A 15,889-nucleotide genomic window follows, 5' to 3' on the forward strand; every position below is an offset into this window, starting at 1 on the left:
TATTCGCACCAGACTACGGTATTTGGATCAGACTAAGAAATCTACAGTTATCCAATTACTTATTTCGCTATGGTTTGCTTTGCGCCCAGCACCATGCGCACCCACTTAGGACCCCCTTCGACGCTTACGCAACCCCCTTGCTTCAATCTTGCGGTCTAATACCTGCACTTCCTCTCGAATCGTGCGATCATCCAGAGCCAACAACTCCGGATGTTTTTCCAGAGCATAAGCTTTCATAGACTTTTGCGTAGGTAAAAGAACAAATTCAGAATCATTTATAAGATTTCGAATTAATTTGAGCAGTTTTTCTCCTTTCTTTTCCATCTCCTCTTCGTCGCGAGCCATCGCCATTTCAATTTTTTCTTTAGCAGAGCCAACCGCCATCTCTTTAGCGGATACGAATGATTCCCACCAATCCGGCTCAATACAGTATTCAAGCGTAGAACTACCTGTGTCAGCAGATAGGCGATATAGGCATGCGCTGCCAATATACTTCCTAAAGTCCTTAATTGCCGGCACAAATGCCGCGAGGTCAACGTCCTCATCATCAGTTAAATATTTACGATCAAGATACTCAGCATCTGTAATATCCTCGCTGGAAAAGTCTGATTCGCCAAATGTTTCCGCAAACACAAACACGACTTTCACCCCGAGTACTTTTATCGCTTCCAAATATTCGTCCACTGATCCCAAAGTAAGTAACCCTTCAGATTCGTGCCGCCGAGCACTGCCTTCAACACGCAAAGGTAAGAATCCTTTATCGCGCACATAATCCAGGATATTTGACTGTTGAGACATTGGAATATCCCATGTATGTTCTAGAAAAGGATTAAAATCCTATTTTGTTTTGGTGGGGTCTTGTACGTAAAAGACTAATTCATCCTTTTTGTCTCTTTAATTCCGCATCCCTTAATTCCCGCCGCAGGATCTTCCCGACATTGGACTTGGGCAGTTCGTTGCGAAATTCGATGTATTTCGGGCGCTTGTAGCCGGTGAGTTCCTTGTGGGCCCAGTCCTTGAGCGCCGCTTCCGTAAGGTTCGGGTCTTTTTTCACGACTAAGAGTTTCACGACTTCGCCGGAGTGTTCGTCGGGCACGCCGATGGCCGCCACTTCGCGCACGCCCGGGTGCATGGCGATCACGTCCTCGACTTCGTTGGGATAGACGTTGAAGCCCGACACCAGAATCATGTCTTTCTTGCGGTCCACGATAAACACGTAGCCACGCGCGTCCACGCGCCCGACGTCGCCGGTGCGCAGCCAGCCGTCGGCCGACAACACCTTGGCGGTCTCATCCGGCCGTTGCCAGTAGCCGCGCATCACCTGTGGCCCCTTGAAGCACAGTTCGCCCACTTCACCGACCTTGAGTTCCTTGCCGTCGTCGTCGCGGATGGACAGATCCGTGGAAGGTATGGGCAAACCGATGCTGCCGTTGTAATCCTTGAGGTCCAGCGGATTGATGCACGCGGCCGGAGAGGTTTCGGTGAGGCCGTAAGCTTCGACCAATGTGGACTTGGTGACTTGTTTCCACTTGGCCGCCACCGCGCGTTGCACTGCCATGCCGCCGCCCAGGGCAATCTTGACGCCGGAAAAATCCAGCTTGTCGAATCCCTCGGTGTGCAGCAGGCCGTTGAACAGCGTATTCACGCCGGTGATGGCGGTGAACTTCCATTTGGAAAGTTCCTTCATGAATCCCGGCATGTCGCGCGGATTGGTGATCAGGATGTTGTGGCCGCCGATCTTCATGAACACCAGGCAGTTCGCGGTCAGCGAAAAGATGTGATAGAGCGGCAGGGCCGTAATCACAACTTCGCTGCCCTTGGTCAGATGCGGCCCGAGCCACGCCGACGCCTGCAAGACGTTCGCCACCATGTTGCGATGCGTGAGTGCCGCACCTTTGGCCACACCGGTGGTGCCTCCCGTATATTGCAGAAAAGCGACGTCTGTACCGGTGACTTGCACCTCGTCCATAGAATGTGATGCACCTTGTGCCAGCGCGGTGCGAAATGGCACGGCGCCCTCGATGCGCCAAGGCGGCACCATCTTTTTCACTTTGCGCACCACGAAATTCACGAGCGCACGCTTCGGAAACGGCACCAGGTCGCCGATCGCCGTCACCACCACGTGCTGCACGTCGGCATTCGGCAGCGCCGCCTGCAGCGTGCTTGCGAAATTTTCCAGGATCACGATGGTATGCGCGCCGGAATCCTTGAGCTGATGTTCGAGTTCGCGCTCGGTGTAGAGCGGATTCACGTTCACCGCGACCATGCCGCTGCGCAACACGCCGAACAGCGCCACCGGATACTGCAGGAGGTTCGGCATCATGAGGGCGACGCGGTCGCCCTTCTTGAGCCCCACGACTTTTTGCAGATAGGCGCCGAACTGGCGGCTGAGTTTCTCGAGCTCGGCGTAGCTCAGCGTGGTACCGAGGTTGGAATACGCCGGCAGCGCCGCGTACAGCCGGCAGCTCTCGTCGAATACCGCCTTGAGCGAGGCGTATTGATCCGGGTTGATCTCGGCGGGCACGCCTTGCGGATATTCCTTGAGCCAGATTTTGTCCATGGATTCCTCGCCAGCTTTGCGCGATACAGTGGGAACAAGGTATAGCAGGGTCCCGGTGGCGGCAAGCCGCGGCGGGACTGTGCTTCGCGGTAGAATCCGGCCCTCGTTTTCAGGGGCAAGGCCATGAACACGGCGACACAGCGCATAGCCTGGATTACCGGCGGTGGCTCGGGCATCGGCCGGGCACTCACGCTGCGCCTCGCGCGCGACCGCTGGACCGTGGCGATATCGGGCCGGCGCCGCGAAATGCTGGAGGAAACCGTGCGTCTGGCGGGTGGCAAGGTCCACGCCTTTCCGCTGGATGTCACCGACCTCACGGCGGTACGTCAGACCGTGCTCCGCATCGAACAGCAACTCGGACCGATACAGCTCGCCGTGATCAATGCCGGACTCGGGCGTTTTCTCAAGCTCGACGAACTGCACGCGGAAATCTTCGCCGAGCACGTGCGCGTGAATTACCTCGGCGCCGTGCATGGCTTTGATGCGCTGCTGCCGGCGATGCGTGCGCGGCACACCGGCCACATTGTGATCACCGCGAGCCTCGCGGGTTACCGCGGCCTGCCGGGCGGCGCGGCCTACGCGCCCACCAAAGCCGCACTGATTTCGCTGGCGGAATCGCTGCGCTTCGCGCTCGAACCGGAAGGTATCTGCATATCGGTATGCAATCCCGGCTTCATCAAAACGCCGATGACCGAGGAGAACCACTTCCGCATGCCGTTCCTCATGGACGTTGATGCTGCGGCTGAACGCATGTACCGCGGCATACGCAAACGCAAATTCGAGATCGTGTTCCCGCTGCGGCTCTGGCTGTTTGCCAGGCTCGGACGCTGCCTGCCCTATTCCTGGTATTTCCGGCTGATGCGCGGCCCGCGCCGCCGGCGCCGGAGTGTCCCGCAATGAGTGACCAACACGCGGTGCATCATTACAAGGCGGTGTGCAGCTGGCGCGGCAGCACTGGCGCGGGTTACGAGGCTTACGACCGCAGCCATGAGCTGCGCGCGCCGCCCGCGCCGCAAACCCTGCCCATGTCCTCGGACCCGACGTTTCGCGGCGATCCGGCGCGGCTCAATCCGGAACAACTGCTGGTGATGGCCGCGGCCTCCTGCCAGATGCTCTCGTTCCTCGCCATCGCGGCACGCGCACGACTCGACGTGGTGGAATACGAAGATCGCGCCGAGGGATTCATGCCGGAAGACGACAAGCCGGCGCGCATCACCCGCATCGTGCTCACGCCGCGCATCGTGCTGCGCGGGGCGGCGGATGAGGCGCGCGTGCGCCGGCTGGTGGACCAGGCGCATCACGCCTGCTATGTCGCCAACAGTCTCAACAGCACGATCGAGATCACGCCGGAAATCGTGCTCCAATCTTAAGAGCGCTTGGCAAAATGAAGACCCCCTGACAAATCCCCCCTTGCCCCCCCTTTACTAAAGGGGGCGAGGGACGAAGCCCCGAGCGGGCAGCCATGGGAGGCTGCCCTGGACTTTCGCACACAGCAGGATTGCGAAGAGCGAAAGAGAGGGGATTTCAGGTGCGCGGAGTAGTCTTAGCCGCACATTTTGTTAGACGCTCCAAGCGCACCAGCGCGCTCGGCCTCAGAGAATGCCCAGCCAGTCGCGCAGAAATTCCGCGGACTGCTGTGCCATCACCGGCGCGTAACGTTCAGCCTCCTGGCGCAAGCCGGCGAGCGGCAAGCCGAGGGCGCGCAACTCCCCGGTGTGCCCCACGTACCATTGTTCCAGTCCCTGCGCCGTGACTTCCGGATGAAACTGCAGCGCGAGCAGCGTACTGCCGACGGAAAACGCCTGATGCGGACAGCTTTCCGTGGACGCGAGCAGGCGTGCTCCCGCCGGCAATTCAAACGTGTCGCCGTGCCAATGAAACACCGGCGCGCTGAAATGCCGCAACGAGGAATCCTGGCCCGCCGCGGTGAGTTGCAGCGGTTTCCAGCCCAACTCGACGACGCGGCTTTTGTGCACGCGCGCGCCCAGCGCATGCGCGACGAGCTGGCTGCCGAGACAAATCCCCAGCGTCGGGCCATGGCGTTTGAGATGCGCTTCCAGCAACTGCAATTCATCGCGCAGAAACGGGTAATCCTTCTGTTCGTAGACGCCGATCGGGCCGCCCAACATCACCAGCAGGTCCCAGTTCGCCTGTGCGAGCGGCGCGAAATCCGTGGTCGGTGCATCCACGTAACGGATGGCGTAGCCGGCTTCCGTGAGCGGCACCTCGAGGCAGCCCAGATCCTCGAAGGGCACGTGGCGAATGGCCAGCAGGGATTTCATGCCCTGCATTCTAGCCTGTGCCCGATGCCGCCCGCCGCAGCGCATGATGCGGAGCCTTTGGCCGGCTGCCCCTGCGCCCGGCGTGCGCCCGCATCTATACTGATTGCATGAGCCAGGCCCGCACGCACTTGTCCGCCGGCGTAGCCGTGTTGCACGAGACACCGGCTGGCCGGCTGTTCCTGTTGCTGCGCGCCTGGCGCTACTGGGACTTCCCCAAGGGCGCGGTCGAACCCGGTGAAACGGCGATCCAGGCCGCCATCCGCGAAGTCCGCGAGGAAACCGGTCTGGACGATCTGGAATTCCTGCACAACGAGGTCTATGCGGAAACCGCACCGTACAACCGCGGCAAGGTCGCGCGTTACTATCTGGCGCGCACCCGCACCGAAGCGGTGACCCTGAGCGCCAACCCGGTTACCGGCATTCGCGAACACATGGAATACCGCTGGCTCGATTACCGGCAGGCCACGCAACTGGTAACGCCGCGTGTAAAATTGATTCTCGATTGGGCCGAATCGCTGGCCGCTGGCGCAACTCCGCCTGCGGTCAATTCGGACTCTGCACAGAACAAGCAACCGCACCGGGAGTGACGCATGCGAATCTGTCCCGCCATTGTCGCGTTGAGTGTACTCGGCCTGTTGGCACCCGTGGCGGCACATGCCGATCAATTCGGTCCGGAACCTCCGGCATCCTTGACCCACTTCACCTTCGATGCCGGCGTCACCGGCGGCGGCGACAAACTGGTGCAGGTGGACTTCAGCGACGGCAGCAGCCAAAGCCTGTACGCGGGCGATTCCGGGTACCTGGATGTGGGCGTGCTGCAGGATTTCGGCGATCCGCACTGGAGCCTCAAGGGCACGCTGGGTTACGCCTACGCCGCGGTGAACGGCAGCAATGCCACCATCAGTTTTTCGCACGTGCCCCTGGAAGTCACCGGCCTCTACAATCTGGGCAACAATCATTTCGGCTTCGGCCTGCGCTACGACATGAATCCGCGCCTGGATCTTGACGGTCTCGGACCGAACGGAAATTTCAACAATGCGCTGGGCTGGATCCTGGAATATCGCTGGTGGCTGTTCGGCGTCCGCTACACCAACATCATGTATCGCAGCCCGCAGGGAGACGCGAGCGGCAACAGCCTGGGCCTGTTTTTCAATTACGCGTTCTGATTCGCCGATCAACGGCGTGGTTTTAACAGCGGTTCCAGTTTCAACCAGACGTTCGCCAGCACCCGTGGCTCGGCCGCTGCCAGCGGATGCAGGCCGTCCGCCTGCATCCAGTCGCGGTGTTCGGCCACGCCCGCGAGCAGAAACGGCACTAGCGGCAGGCGATATTTGCGCGCCAGCCGCGGATACACCGCCGCGAACTTGCGCGTGTATTCCGGTCCGTAGTTGGGCGGCAGATAAATGCCGACCAGTAACACCTGGGCGCCGGCTTTCTGCGCCAGCACGATCATGTGCGCGAGGTTTTGCTGCATGGCGGTCACCGACAATCCGCGCAGCCCGTCGTTGGCGCCCAATTCCAGGATCACGATGGCCGGATGGTGACGCTGCAATTCAAGCGGCAGGCGCGTCAGTCCCTGGGCAGTGGTGTCGCCGCTGACGCTCGCGTTCACCACGCGCCAGTCATAGCCTTTCGACTCGAGACGCTGCCCGAGCAGGGCTACCCAGCCCTGCTCGGTTTCGATACCGTAGGCGGCGCTCAGACTGTCGCCCATCACCAGAATCACGGGCGCGGGTTTGGCCCAGGCGGCTGCGGCAAACAGCCACAGGCTTATAAAAAGGATACGTTTCCACATGAGCAGCCATGAACCTCTGCTGCGCGCCGAGCATCTCGGCAAGCAGGTTACCAGTCCCAACGGCGTGCTGACCATCCTCGACGATGTGTCGTTCAGCATCGAACGCGGCGAATCGGTGGCCATCGCCGGGCCGTCGGGCTCCGGCAAATCCACGTTGCTGGGCCTGCTCGCCGGATTGGACGTACCCACGCAGGGGAGCGTGTGGCTGGACGGCGAAAACCTGAGCGCGCTCGATGAAGACCAGCGCGCCAAACGGCGCGCGCGGCACATCGGCTTCGTGTTCCAGTCCTTCCACCTGCTGCCGGGCCTGACCGTACTTGAAAACGTGATGCTGCCCCTGGAACTCGCGGGCGCGCGCGATCCGGAAAGCGCCGCGCGCACGACGCTCGCGAGTGTCGGCCTTGCGGAACGCGCCAACTACTATCCGCCCAAGCTTTCCGGCGGCGAACAGCAGCGCGTGGCCATGGCGCGCGCCTACGCCGGCGAACCCGCGATCCTGTTCGCCGATGAGCCCACCGGCAACCTCGACGCGGCCACCGGGCGGCTGGTGATTGATCTGCTGTTCAAGCTGAACGCGGAACGTCACAGTACACTGGTGCTGGTGACCCACGACACTGAGCTGGCGGCGCGCTGCGAACGTTTATTGAATCTGCACGCCGGCCGGCTGCTCCCGGCATGAGACCGCCCTCCGCTGCTGGCGGCGCCATGAGACATCCCACGTCAAGCCGACAGTTGCGAACTCCGGTCTCATGCCAGCGCCGACTCGCGACGCTACGATCCCCGTGCTGCGCACGGGGCCCCTCCACGCTGCTCGCGGCGCCGTGATGCTGTTTCGATTGTCGTTCCGCCAATTTCGCCGCGGTCTCAAAAGCGGTGAACTCTCGGTGATGGCGCTCGCGCTGGTGCTGGCGCTCGCCGCGATTTCCGCGGTGGGGTTCTTTACTGACCGTGCGCACATTGCCGTGCAGGAACAAGCGGGCGTGAGCTTGGCGGCGGACCTAGTGTTGTCGTCGAGCGAGCCGTTGCCCGCGCGTTTTGCCGAGGCCGCGCACCAAGCCGGCGTGCGCACCGCCAAGGTCATGGATTTCCCGACGGTGTTGGTCAACGGCAATCGCACCGCGCTCGTGGACGTGCACGCCGTCAGCGACAATTATCCACTGCGCGGCCAAGTACGGCTCAGCGACACGCCTTTCGGTGCGAGCCGTCCAACCAGCACAATTCCCGCGCAAGGCACGGTGTGGCTGGAGCCGCGCATCCTCACCACGCTCGGCTTGCAGGTGAGTGACAGCGTGCGTGTCGGCAATCTTCAGGCGCACATCGGCGCGGTGGCAGCGTATCTGCCGGACGGCGGTTTCGGCTTCAGCGCGCTCGCGCCCAAACTCTTGTTGAATTACAACGACCTGCCGGCGACCGAGCTGGTGAGCGCCAATGCACGCGTGCGTTACAAGCTGCTCATGGCGGGCACGCCTGCGGTAATCGCCGGGCTGGACAAAAGTTTTGCTGGCCACTTGCCTGCGGGCGTCAGCATGCAGGACGCGAGCGACAGCCGCCGCGAATTGACCGACGCCATCGGACGTGCGCAGCGTTTTCTGGCGCTCGCCGCATTGGTGGCGGTGCTGATCGCGGCCGTCGCGGTGATCCTGGCCGCGCGCCGCTATGCCACGCGCTACGCCGACACCGCGGCGGTACTCAAATGCCTGGGCCTCACGCGCCGCTCGGTGCAGGGGGTGCTGCTCCTCGAACTCCTGTGGCTCGGCATTGCCGCTGCGGTAATCGGAATCGCCATCGGTTTTCTCGCCCAGTTCGGGCTGGTGTCGGTGCTGAAAAACCTGCTGCCCGCCGCGGTACCGGCACCTTCATTCACCCCCGCGCTGTCGGCGTTCGGCATCGGCCTGGTGCTGTTGCTGGGTTTCGCCTGGCCGCCGCTCATGCGGCTCGGCGATACGCCGCCGGCGCGCGCGTTGCGCCGTGATCTCGCGCCGCCGCCGGTGCGCGGCTATGTCATTTACACCGCGGCCATCGCCGCTACGCTGCTGCTCGCCTGGTGGCAGGCGGGGGAACTCAAGCTCGCGTTATATCTGCTGCTGGGACTGGTCGTCACCGTCGCCATCCTGGGCGCGGGCGCGTTCCTGTTGCTGCTCGCGCTGCAGCCGCTGCGACACAATGCGGGCGCCGGCTGGCGCTACGGCCTTGCGAATCTCAACCGTCACCGGCGCAATGCCGTGATTCTGGTCACGGCCTTCGGCATCGGCCTGATGGTACTGCTGCTTCTCGGTCTGGTACGCACGGACCTGCTGAGGAACTGGCAAAACAGTCTGCCGCCGGATGCGCCGAACAATTTCATTGTCAACATCCAGCCGGATCAACGTGCCGCGATTGAAAAATTCTTCACGGAACACGGCGTCACCGCGCCCACGCTTTATCCGATGGTGCGCGCACGCCTTACCGCCATCAACGGCGTACCGGTCACGCAGATTCACTTTCGCGATGAACGCTCGCGACGCATGCTGAACCGCGAAGCCAACCTGAGCTGGTCCGAAACCCTGCCGCCCGCCAACACCATCACCGCCGGTCACTGGTGGAATGCCGAGCAGGCACAGCAGCCGCTCGCCTCGCTCGAAGACGATTTCGCGCAGCAACTGCATTTGAAAATCGGCGACGAACTACGCTTCGATCTCGCGGGTTCGCCGCTCGATGTAACCATCGGCAGCCTGCGCAAGATACAGTGGGATTCGTTCCAGCCGAATTTCTTCATCGAACTGACGCCGTCGGTGTTACAGAACTACCCCGCGACCTGGATCACCAGCCTGTATCTGCCGCCCGAGAAGTCCCCGATGCTCGCCGACCTGGTACGGCAGGAGCCCAATCTCACCATCTTCGACGTGGGCGCGATCCTGAACACCGTGCGCGGGCTGGTGGATGAGGCGATGCTGGCGGTGGAATACATGTTCCTGTTCACGCTTGCGGCCGGCGTGGTGGTGTTGCTGGCCGCGGCGCAGGCGACGCGCGATGAGCGGCGCTTCGAGGCCGCCGTGTTGCGCGCGCTCGGCGCCTCCGGCCGCCTGCTGCGCAGCGCCACCGCTGTGGAATACGCGGCGCTCGGATTCACCGCCGGCGTGCTGGGCGCGCTCGCGGCCAGCATCGTCAGTTGGATTCTGGCGACGCGCGTGTTCTCGCTCCCCTGGCATCCCGACTGGCGCGTATGGGTCGCCGGCATTCTCGCCGGCACCGTCATCGTCGCCGTCAGCGGCCTGCTCGCCACGCGGCGCGTGCTGAATGCGCCGCCGGTGGAGACGCTGCGGGAAGCTTAATGGAACGTCATTCCGGCCCTTCGACACGCTCAGAACAGGCCGGGCTTCGCCCGAGCCGGAATCCAGTTCTTGAGCGCCCTGCAGAATATTCTGGCGTCATTCCGGCGAAAGCCGGAATCCAGATCTTGAATGTGGCCGCCTCCGGCGGCAACCGTTTTTGAGAGCGGTATCCCGTCCCGCAGCCGGGTGACTTTCTTTGGACGTGCAAAGAAAGTCACCAAAGAAACACGCCCCGGTCGCGTGACCGCCGCGACGGCGGTTGCCCTCGCGCCTCGCTGCGCCGCGGGGTCGCGCTCACGGCACATCCTGTGTCGGCCGCGCGAGCTTGTCATCCTGACTTCGCCCCTTCGGGCCAACCTTGCTCGCTGCGGCACTCGGCACGCTCCAACGGGGTTTTCAAAAGCACGTTCACGTCCCGTTGGTCCAACTGCTTACCTCACACAGCACAGGCTACTTTTCGATTGAGATCTTTGGCATCAGCCTCAATTTCATCAGGAGGTGGTTTCCGTCATCAAACTTTGCCGATTGCCGCAGCTGTTTAAAGCAACTTCATCAGGGCTGCGGCCCAAGCCCAAATACTAGGCATATAATCATTTTCAGAAAATGATCTTTCAACAATTCGTTGCAGAATCGGGGGGCGCGAAAGATGGCTAAAGTGATACTTTGTTTTGTGGGTCTCATCACGGCAGCGGCTTTCGCCTTGCCGGTTCGGATCGTGGCCGCAGCCGCAAAGGCGGATGAACACGGACCTGTGTATACGGCCGATGGCCGGCTGATCCCGCCGCAGGGCTACTACCAATGGGTGTTCGTAACGTCAGACCTGGGCATGAGCTATAACGAAGAAAGCGGCACAGACAATCAGCCGCCGTTTTCCAATGTCTTCGTCAATCCGGCCGCCTATCGCAGCTTCCTCAAGACCGACACCTGGCCCGACAAGACCGTGCTCGTGAAGGAGTTTCGCCCGTCCGCCACCGATGGCTCAATCAACCACCACGGTTATTTCCAGAGCGGCAAGGCACTCGCGGTGTTGGTTCACGTCAAAGACGAGAAACGTTTCAAGGGTGGTTGGGCATTCTTTGCTTTCGGGGACGATGCGCTGGACAAACCGGCCAGACAGATACCGACCAGCGCGGATTGTTACAGTTGTCATGAGGCCAACGGCGCGGTGGATACCACCTTCGTCCAGTTCTATCCCACCTTGCTACCGGTTGCCGGGAAACACTCGACGCTCAGCGCAAGCTATCTCAAAGAAGAGGCAAAGCGCGCAGAATCGCGCAAATCGCAGTAGACATGCCCGACCCGCGCGAGCAGGTTGGGGGTGAGCGGACCAAACTCCAACGTTAATTGAGCAGAATTTGTCGAGGTTCGGCTGTCGCCTCAATTGCTTTGCCGCCACTCCTAATACCCGTAGCGCGAGCCGAGCACTGGAGCGAGCCAGGCCAGCCCGAAGGGGCGCCGCCAGGGACGGCGGCGCTCCGGCCGTGAGGCTAGGGGCGAGAAGCATTGCTTCGAGCGGGCGCACAAGGATGTGCGCCCTGGACTTTCCCGCGAAGCAGGAAGCGAAGCGGCAAAGACCTCTCGGCCGGACTCCGCAGCGAGCGAAGAGCGCAGGGTAGTCGCCGTCTGCGGCGACCCGTGCTACGGGGCGTGTTTCTTTGGTGACTTTCTTTGCACGTCCAAAGAAAGTCACCCGGCCGCGGGACGGAATCCCGCCCTCAAAAATGGTTGCCGCCGGAGGCGGCTGCATTCAAGATCTGGGTTCCGGCTCGGGCGAAGCCCGGCCTGTCCTGAGCGTGTCGAAGGACCGGAATGACGGAGACTAGCGGCCGCAGGCCGCACAATGTTCTTCGACTTCGGCGCTACGCGCCTACGCTCAGAACGAACGGATATCTCACCGCCTCCGCATCTTCTCTCGCAACGGGAGAAGGGATTGAATAGCACGCGGCCGCTACCCGCACAAAAGAACGCTTCGGCGTATCCTACTGCCCTCCAATCTCTGTACTGAAAGGGAGCGCCCAGCATGATCGTCGTGACATCTGAAAACGTCGCCGGTTACCGCGTCAAGGAAACCAAGGGCCAGGCCTTCGGCCTCGTCGTGCGCAGCCGGGGGCTCGGCGGCAACATCATGGCGGGACTGCGCTCGCTCAAGGGCGGCGAAATCACCGAGTACACCGAGATGCTCGAAGAGGCGCGACGCCATGCAGTGGATCGCCTGGTGCAGAACGCCGCGACCATGGGCGCCAACGGCATCGTGATGATGCGCTTCGATTCCTCGGAAATCGGCCAGACCATGAGCGAGATCGTGGCCTACGGCACCGCGGTGGTGCTGGAAAAGGCCGGCTGAGATGCTGCGCGGCTTCGTGATCGCACTGGGCGTGGCCGGTTTGCTGGCCGGCGTCGTGTGTCTGGCGTTCAGGCTCTATGTGCCCGCGATCTACCTCTTCATCGAAGGCGCTGTTGTCATCGTTGCGGTGCTGTTCGAGCCTTGGCGCTACCTGCCCAAGGTGAACCGCAACAAGGGCCGCTGGCAGGCCACGGGCGAGCGCTTCGTGGACCCCACGTCCGGCAAGCTGGTGGAAGTGTTCTACAACCCGGATACCGGCGAGCGGGACTATCGGGATACATGACACCGGTCGTTGGACGCCCAATGAAATTAAGCTGAAAAGTAGACGCTCACGCGTCTAGTAATTCTTTCCTCAAATACCCGTAGCGCGCGCCGAGCACTGGAGCGAGCAAGGCTAGCCCGTCAGGGACGAAGGCAGGATGCCGAGTTCGCGCGACCGGCATAGGGATGTGCCGTGAGCGCGACTCTGCGGCGAGCGAAGCGCGCAGGGCAGTCGCGGCTTCCGCGACCCGCGCTCCGGGGGAATGGCTTTGGGCACTTTCGCCGAAACGAAAGTGCCCCGCCGGCGGGTGCGGGAAGCCGCTCCAAAATACGCGCGCGGCCGCAGGCCGCTTGATTATCTGGATCTGGATTCCGGCTCGGGCGAAGCCCGGCCTGTTCTGAGCGTGTCGAAGGGCCGGAATGACGGCGGCACGCGGCCTCAGGCCGCACGGCCTACGCCACGCGATTGCGCTTCCCGCCTTTGGCAAAAGCGTCGATATTCAGGGCCATTTCGTTGATGACCCGCTGGCGCGCTTCGCGCGTCGCCCAGGCTGTGTGCGGCGTGACGATGAGGTTGGGAATGCCGGGCGCGAGCAGCGGATTGCCGTGCACCGGCGGTTCTTCGGAGAGCACGTCCACACCTGCGCCGCCCAGGCGATGCGCACGCAGCGCCTCGGCCAGCGCCGGCTCGTCCACGATGCCGCCGCGCGCGCAGTTGATAAGCAGCGCATCGTGCTTCATGCGCGCAAGCTCCCCGGCACCGATCAAGTTGCGGGTTTCGGGCAGCAGCGGCACGTGAATGCTGAGCACGTCCACCTGCGGCAGCAGTTGCGCGAGCGGCAGGCGGCCCGGGCGGGTGTCGGCGGAATTGCGCGCGGCGATCACCACCTGCATGCCCAGCGCTTCGGCGACGCGCGCCACCGCACGGCCGATATCGCCATAGCCCAGAATGCCGAAGGTCTTGCCCGCGAGTTCGCGGATGGGGTAATCCAGCAGCGTGAACTGCGGCGCGCGCCGCCACGCACCCTGCTGCAGCAGCGTCTCGTATTCCTTGAGATGCTGGGTGAGCGCCAGCACGAACGCGAACACCTGCTGCACCACCGACAGCGTCGAATACGCCGGCACGTTGGCGACCGCGATGCCACGTGCGCGCGCGGCTTCCAGGTCTATGTTGTTGGTGCCGGTGGCCGCCACGCATACGAGCCGCACGCGAGGCAACTGTGCGATCGTCGCGGCCCCGAGTTTCACCTTGTTGGTGATGACCACCTCGGCGTCCGCGACTCGCGATGCCACCTGTTCCGCGGGTGTGGCGGCGAATGTACGCATCTGGGTCAGCACTTTCCGCAGCAGCGCCAAGTCCACGTCGCCCTCGCGGCTCACGGTATCGAGATCCAGAAATACCCCGTGCATTCGGCCTTCTCCTTCTCATTGACGACCGGCGTAAACTGCGCGCGGACCATGACTGAAAACCTGACACACCTGCTGGCCGCGGTGCGCGCCTGCCGCGCCTGTGAAGGCAAGATCCCCGAGCCGCGTCCGGTGCTGAACGCGCACCGCGATGCGCGCGTCTTGATCGTCGGCCAGGCGCCGGGTCGCAAGGTACACGAGACCGGCATTCCCTGGAACGATGCGAGCGGTGAGCGCCTGCGCGCGTGGCTCAACGTGGACCCGGCCGCATTCTACAACCCGCGTTACTTCGCGATTATCCCCATGGGCTTTTGTTATCCAGGCAAAGGCAAATCCGGCGATCTGCCGCCGCGGCCCGAATGCGCGCGGTTATGGTTGCCGCGCCTGCTGGCCGAGCTGCCGCACATCGAGCTCAAGATCCTGATCGGCCGGTACGCGCAGGCGCATTACCTCGGCGCTCGCTGCAAGGCCACGTTGACTGAAACGGTGCGTCATTGGCGCGAATACTGGCCCGAGTACCTGCCCTTGCCGCACACTTCGCCACGCAACATCGGCTGGTTCAAAGCCAATCCCTGGCTTGAAAAAGAAGTCATCCCCGCGCTCCGCCGTCACCCGGCGATGCGCGCCATCCGCAAGGAGCTGCATTGATGTACACGCCCGCGGCTTTCAAGCTCGACGACGCCCCGCGCCTGCACGCGCTCATGCGCCGCTTCCCGTTCGCGCTGTTACTGACGGTCCACGACGGCGAGATTGCCGCGACGCACCTGCCGTTCATGGTGGACGAGAAGCGCGGCAAGTACGGCACGCTGCTCGCGCACATGGCGCGCGCCAACCCGCATTGGAAATTGTTCGACGGCCGGCGCGAAGCGCTCGTGGTATTTACCGGCGCGCATGCATACATATCGCCGTCCTGGTACGAGAGCCCGGTAACCGTGCCCACCTGGAATTACGCGGTGGTGCACGCCCATGGCCGGCCGGTGATCGTCAAGGACAAGGCGGCGGTGCGTGCGATGCTGGAAAAACTCGTCGCCATACACGAAGCCTATGTGCATCCGCCGTGGAGTACCGCGCAGGCGGGCGAATACATAGACGACCAGATCAATTACATCGTGGCGTTCGAGATTGAAATCACACGTCTGGAAGGCAAGTTCAAATTCAACCAGAACCGTTCACGCAAAGATCAGGACGGCGTGGTGCGCGCGCTCGCGGTTGCCGACGATCCACTCAAGCGCGAAGTGGCCGAAATCATGCAGGAGCAGCTGAAAAAATAATTACACAATCAACTTCTTGTGGGAGCGGCGATACTCGCCGCGATTCCAGGAATTATCGCGGTCGGGACGACCGCTCCCACAGGACCACCGCTCCCACAAAGAAAAAAGAAAACCGAATCGCGGCAGGAATGCCGCTCCTACCAAGAAGGCCGCCGACAATCGGGATCAGTCACAGCAAGCGCCGCTCGCCGCTTTCCAGTTCCAGCAACTGCCGCTTGATTTTCAGGCCACCACCGAAGCCGGTGAGTGAGCCGTTGGCGCCGATCACGCGGTGACAGGGCACGATGATCGGCAGCGGGTTCTGACCGTTGGCCGCTCCCACGGCGCGCGACGCCTTGGGGCGCTGGATGCGCCGCGCGAGCTCGCCGTAGGACCAGGTTTTGCCGTAGGGAATGCCGCGCAGCGCGCGCCACACCTTGAGCTGAAATGCCGTGCCCTCCGGCATGAGCGGCAGGTCAAAGCTCTGGCGCTCACCGTCGAAATATTCTCGCAGTTGCTTGATTACTGCGCGGAACGGCTTTTCGTCTTCGTGCCAGGCCGAATCGGGCTTCGCCGGATGCGGGCCGTCCTGGAAATCCACCTGCCGCAGACCTTGTTCATCGCCCGCCAGTAGCAGTTTGCCCACAGGAGTTTGCAAGTAACAGTAATCCATGTTGCA

Annotated in this window: 17 protein-coding genes; 11 read left to right on the forward strand and 6 right to left on the reverse strand. The window is 62.3% G+C overall.

Features of this window, described 5'->3' with window-relative positions; genetic code table 11:
* Positions 1 to 105 precede the first annotated feature (105 nt).
* Both VJR90_02755 and VJR90_02760 read right to left on the reverse strand, forming a co-directional pair.
* Entirely contained in the window at positions 106 to 798 is a 693-nt protein-coding gene (locus VJR90_02755) for a hypothetical protein (GenBank protein ID HKV96394.1), read from the reverse strand.
* A 79-nt stretch (positions 799 to 877) separates the two neighbouring features.
* Positions 878 to 2,560: a long-chain-fatty-acid--CoA ligase gene (locus VJR90_02760; GenBank protein HKV96395.1), complete on the reverse strand. Its 1,683-nt coding sequence runs from the start codon at positions 2,558 to 2,560 to the stop codon at positions 878 to 880.
* A 123-nt stretch (positions 2,561 to 2,683) separates the two neighbouring features.
* On the opposite strand from VJR90_02760, the gene VJR90_02765 reads away from it, so the two are divergent.
* Entirely contained in the window at positions 2,684 to 3,460 is a 777-nt protein-coding gene (locus tag VJR90_02765) for an SDR family NAD(P)-dependent oxidoreductase (GenBank protein HKV96396.1), read from the forward strand.
* Positions 3,457 to 3,930, forward strand: a complete 474-nt coding sequence (locus VJR90_02770) for an OsmC family protein (protein ID HKV96397.1) — start codon at positions 3,457 to 3,459, stop codon at positions 3,928 to 3,930. Before VJR90_02765 ends, VJR90_02770 begins: the two co-directional genes overlap by 4 nt.
* A 222-nt stretch (positions 3,931 to 4,152) precedes the next feature.
* On the opposite strand, the gene VJR90_02775 is transcribed toward VJR90_02770, so the two are convergent.
* Entirely contained in the window at positions 4,153 to 4,842 is a 690-nt protein-coding gene (locus VJR90_02775; GenBank protein HKV96398.1) for a glutamine amidotransferase, read from the reverse strand.
* 107 nt (positions 4,843 to 4,949) lie between these two features.
* Between VJR90_02775 and VJR90_02780 the strand changes: the two genes are divergently transcribed.
* The gene (locus VJR90_02780; protein ID HKV96399.1) at positions 4,950 to 5,429 is read left to right on the forward strand and encodes an NUDIX domain-containing protein; all 480 of its coding nucleotides are present in this window, start codon (positions 4,950 to 4,952) and stop codon (positions 5,427 to 5,429) included.
* A gap of 3 nt (positions 5,430 to 5,432) precedes the next feature.
* Positions 5,433 to 6,008 (forward strand): hypothetical protein, encoded by a 576-nt coding sequence (locus VJR90_02785; GenBank protein ID HKV96400.1) that lies wholly within the window; start codon positions 5,433 to 5,435, stop codon positions 6,006 to 6,008.
* Between the two features lie 8 nt (positions 6,009 to 6,016).
* On the opposite strand, the gene VJR90_02790 is transcribed toward VJR90_02785, so the two are convergent.
* On the reverse strand, positions 6,017 to 6,637 hold the full coding sequence (locus tag VJR90_02790) for an arylesterase (protein ID HKV96401.1): 621 nt from the start codon (positions 6,635 to 6,637) through the stop codon (positions 6,017 to 6,019).
* On the opposite strand from VJR90_02790, the gene VJR90_02795 reads away from it, so the two are divergent.
* The 5 genes from VJR90_02795 (at position 6,636) to VJR90_02815 (ending at position 12,575) form a co-directional block, all read left to right on the forward strand.
* A complete protein-coding gene (locus VJR90_02795) occupies positions 6,636 to 7,316 on the forward strand; it encodes an ABC transporter ATP-binding protein (protein HKV96402.1) in 681 nt (226 codons plus the stop codon). The genes VJR90_02790 and VJR90_02795 overlap by 2 nt on opposite strands.
* Before the next feature lie 145 nt (positions 7,317 to 7,461).
* The gene (locus VJR90_02800) at positions 7,462 to 9,948 is read left to right on the forward strand and encodes an FtsX-like permease family protein (protein HKV96403.1); all 2,487 of its coding nucleotides are present in this window, start codon (positions 7,462 to 7,464) and stop codon (positions 9,946 to 9,948) included.
* A gap of 646 nt (positions 9,949 to 10,594) precedes the next feature.
* On the forward strand, positions 10,595 to 11,236 hold the full coding sequence (locus VJR90_02805; GenBank protein HKV96404.1) for a cytochrome P460 family protein: 642 nt from the start codon (positions 10,595 to 10,597) through the stop codon (positions 11,234 to 11,236).
* A gap of 732 nt (positions 11,237 to 11,968) precedes the next feature.
* Positions 11,969 to 12,292, forward strand: coding sequence for a heavy metal-binding domain-containing protein (locus VJR90_02810; GenBank protein HKV96405.1), 324 nt, complete (start codon positions 11,969 to 11,971; stop codon positions 12,290 to 12,292).
* A 1-nt stretch (position 12,293) separates the two neighbouring features.
* Positions 12,294 to 12,575, forward strand: coding sequence for a hypothetical protein (locus tag VJR90_02815; protein ID HKV96406.1), 282 nt, complete (start codon positions 12,294 to 12,296; stop codon positions 12,573 to 12,575).
* 431 nt (positions 12,576 to 13,006) lie between these two features.
* Here VJR90_02815 and VJR90_02820 read toward each other — a convergent pair whose 3' ends face one another.
* Positions 13,007 to 13,963: a D-2-hydroxyacid dehydrogenase gene (locus tag VJR90_02820; GenBank protein HKV96407.1), complete on the reverse strand. Its 957-nt coding sequence runs from the start codon at positions 13,961 to 13,963 to the stop codon at positions 13,007 to 13,009.
* A 48-nt stretch (positions 13,964 to 14,011) separates the two neighbouring features.
* Here VJR90_02820 and VJR90_02825 point away from each other — a divergent pair, with 48 nt between their 5' ends.
* Together VJR90_02825 and VJR90_02830 are read left to right on the forward strand one after the other, a co-directional pair.
* On the forward strand, positions 14,012 to 14,608 hold the full coding sequence (locus VJR90_02825; protein HKV96408.1) for a uracil-DNA glycosylase family protein: 597 nt from the start codon (positions 14,012 to 14,014) through the stop codon (positions 14,606 to 14,608).
* Positions 14,608 to 15,231 (forward strand): FMN-binding negative transcriptional regulator, encoded by a 624-nt coding sequence (locus VJR90_02830; protein ID HKV96409.1) that lies wholly within the window; start codon positions 14,608 to 14,610, stop codon positions 15,229 to 15,231. Before VJR90_02825 ends, VJR90_02830 begins: the two co-directional genes overlap by 1 nt.
* A gap of 169 nt (positions 15,232 to 15,400) precedes the next feature.
* Here the strand turns inward: VJR90_02830 and VJR90_02835 are convergent, their stop codons facing one another.
* Positions 15,401 to 15,883 carry a methylated-DNA--[protein]-cysteine S-methyltransferase gene (locus VJR90_02835; GenBank protein HKV96410.1) on the reverse strand — a complete coding sequence of 161 codons (483 nt, stop codon included), beginning with the start codon at positions 15,881 to 15,883 and terminating at the stop codon, positions 15,401 to 15,403.
* Positions 15,884 to 15,889 lie beyond the last annotated feature (6 nt).

The sequence above is a fragment of the Gammaproteobacteria bacterium genome (assembly GCA_035279405.1).
GTDB lineage: Bacteria > Pseudomonadota > Gammaproteobacteria > Natronospirales > REEB76 > REEB76.

Bases quoted from the DNA above. Each gene is read 5' to 3' on its own strand.
- VJR90_02755 (HKV96394.1), bottom strand. From the start codon at position 798: ATGTCTCAACAGTCAAATATCCTGGATTATGTGCGCGATAAAGGATTC.
- VJR90_02760 (HKV96395.1), bottom strand. From the start codon at position 2,560: ATGGACAAAATCTGGCTCAAGGAATATCCGCAAGGCGTGCCCGCCGAG.
- VJR90_02765 (HKV96396.1), top strand. From the start codon at position 2,684: ATGAACACGGCGACACAGCGCATAGCCTGGATTACCGGCGGTGGCTCG.
- VJR90_02770 (HKV96397.1), top strand. From the start codon at position 3,457: ATGAGTGACCAACACGCGGTGCATCATTACAAGGCGGTGTGCAGCTGG.
- VJR90_02775 (HKV96398.1), bottom strand. From the start codon at position 4,842: ATGAAATCCCTGCTGGCCATTCGCCACGTGCCCTTCGAGGATCTGGGC.
- VJR90_02780 (HKV96399.1), top strand. From the start codon at position 4,950: ATGAGCCAGGCCCGCACGCACTTGTCCGCCGGCGTAGCCGTGTTGCAC.
- VJR90_02785 (HKV96400.1), top strand. From the start codon at position 5,433: ATGCGAATCTGTCCCGCCATTGTCGCGTTGAGTGTACTCGGCCTGTTG.
- VJR90_02795 (HKV96402.1), top strand. From the start codon at position 6,636: ATGAGCAGCCATGAACCTCTGCTGCGCGCCGAGCATCTCGGCAAGCAG.
- VJR90_02790 (HKV96401.1), bottom strand. From the start codon at position 6,637: ATGTGGAAACGTATCCTTTTTATAAGCCTGTGGCTGTTTGCCGCAGCC.
- VJR90_02800 (HKV96403.1), top strand. From the start codon at position 7,462: ATGCTGTTTCGATTGTCGTTCCGCCAATTTCGCCGCGGTCTCAAAAGC.
- VJR90_02805 (HKV96404.1), top strand. From the start codon at position 10,595: ATGGCTAAAGTGATACTTTGTTTTGTGGGTCTCATCACGGCAGCGGCT.
- VJR90_02810 (HKV96405.1), top strand. From the start codon at position 11,969: ATGATCGTCGTGACATCTGAAAACGTCGCCGGTTACCGCGTCAAGGAA.
- VJR90_02815 (HKV96406.1), top strand. From the start codon at position 12,294: ATGCTGCGCGGCTTCGTGATCGCACTGGGCGTGGCCGGTTTGCTGGCC.
- VJR90_02820 (HKV96407.1), bottom strand. From the start codon at position 13,963: ATGCACGGGGTATTTCTGGATCTCGATACCGTGAGCCGCGAGGGCGAC.
- VJR90_02825 (HKV96408.1), top strand. From the start codon at position 14,012: ATGACTGAAAACCTGACACACCTGCTGGCCGCGGTGCGCGCCTGCCGC.
- VJR90_02830 (HKV96409.1), top strand. From the start codon at position 14,608: ATGTACACGCCCGCGGCTTTCAAGCTCGACGACGCCCCGCGCCTGCAC.
- VJR90_02835 (HKV96410.1), bottom strand. From the start codon at position 15,883: ATGGATTACTGTTACTTGCAAACTCCTGTGGGCAAACTGCTACTGGCG.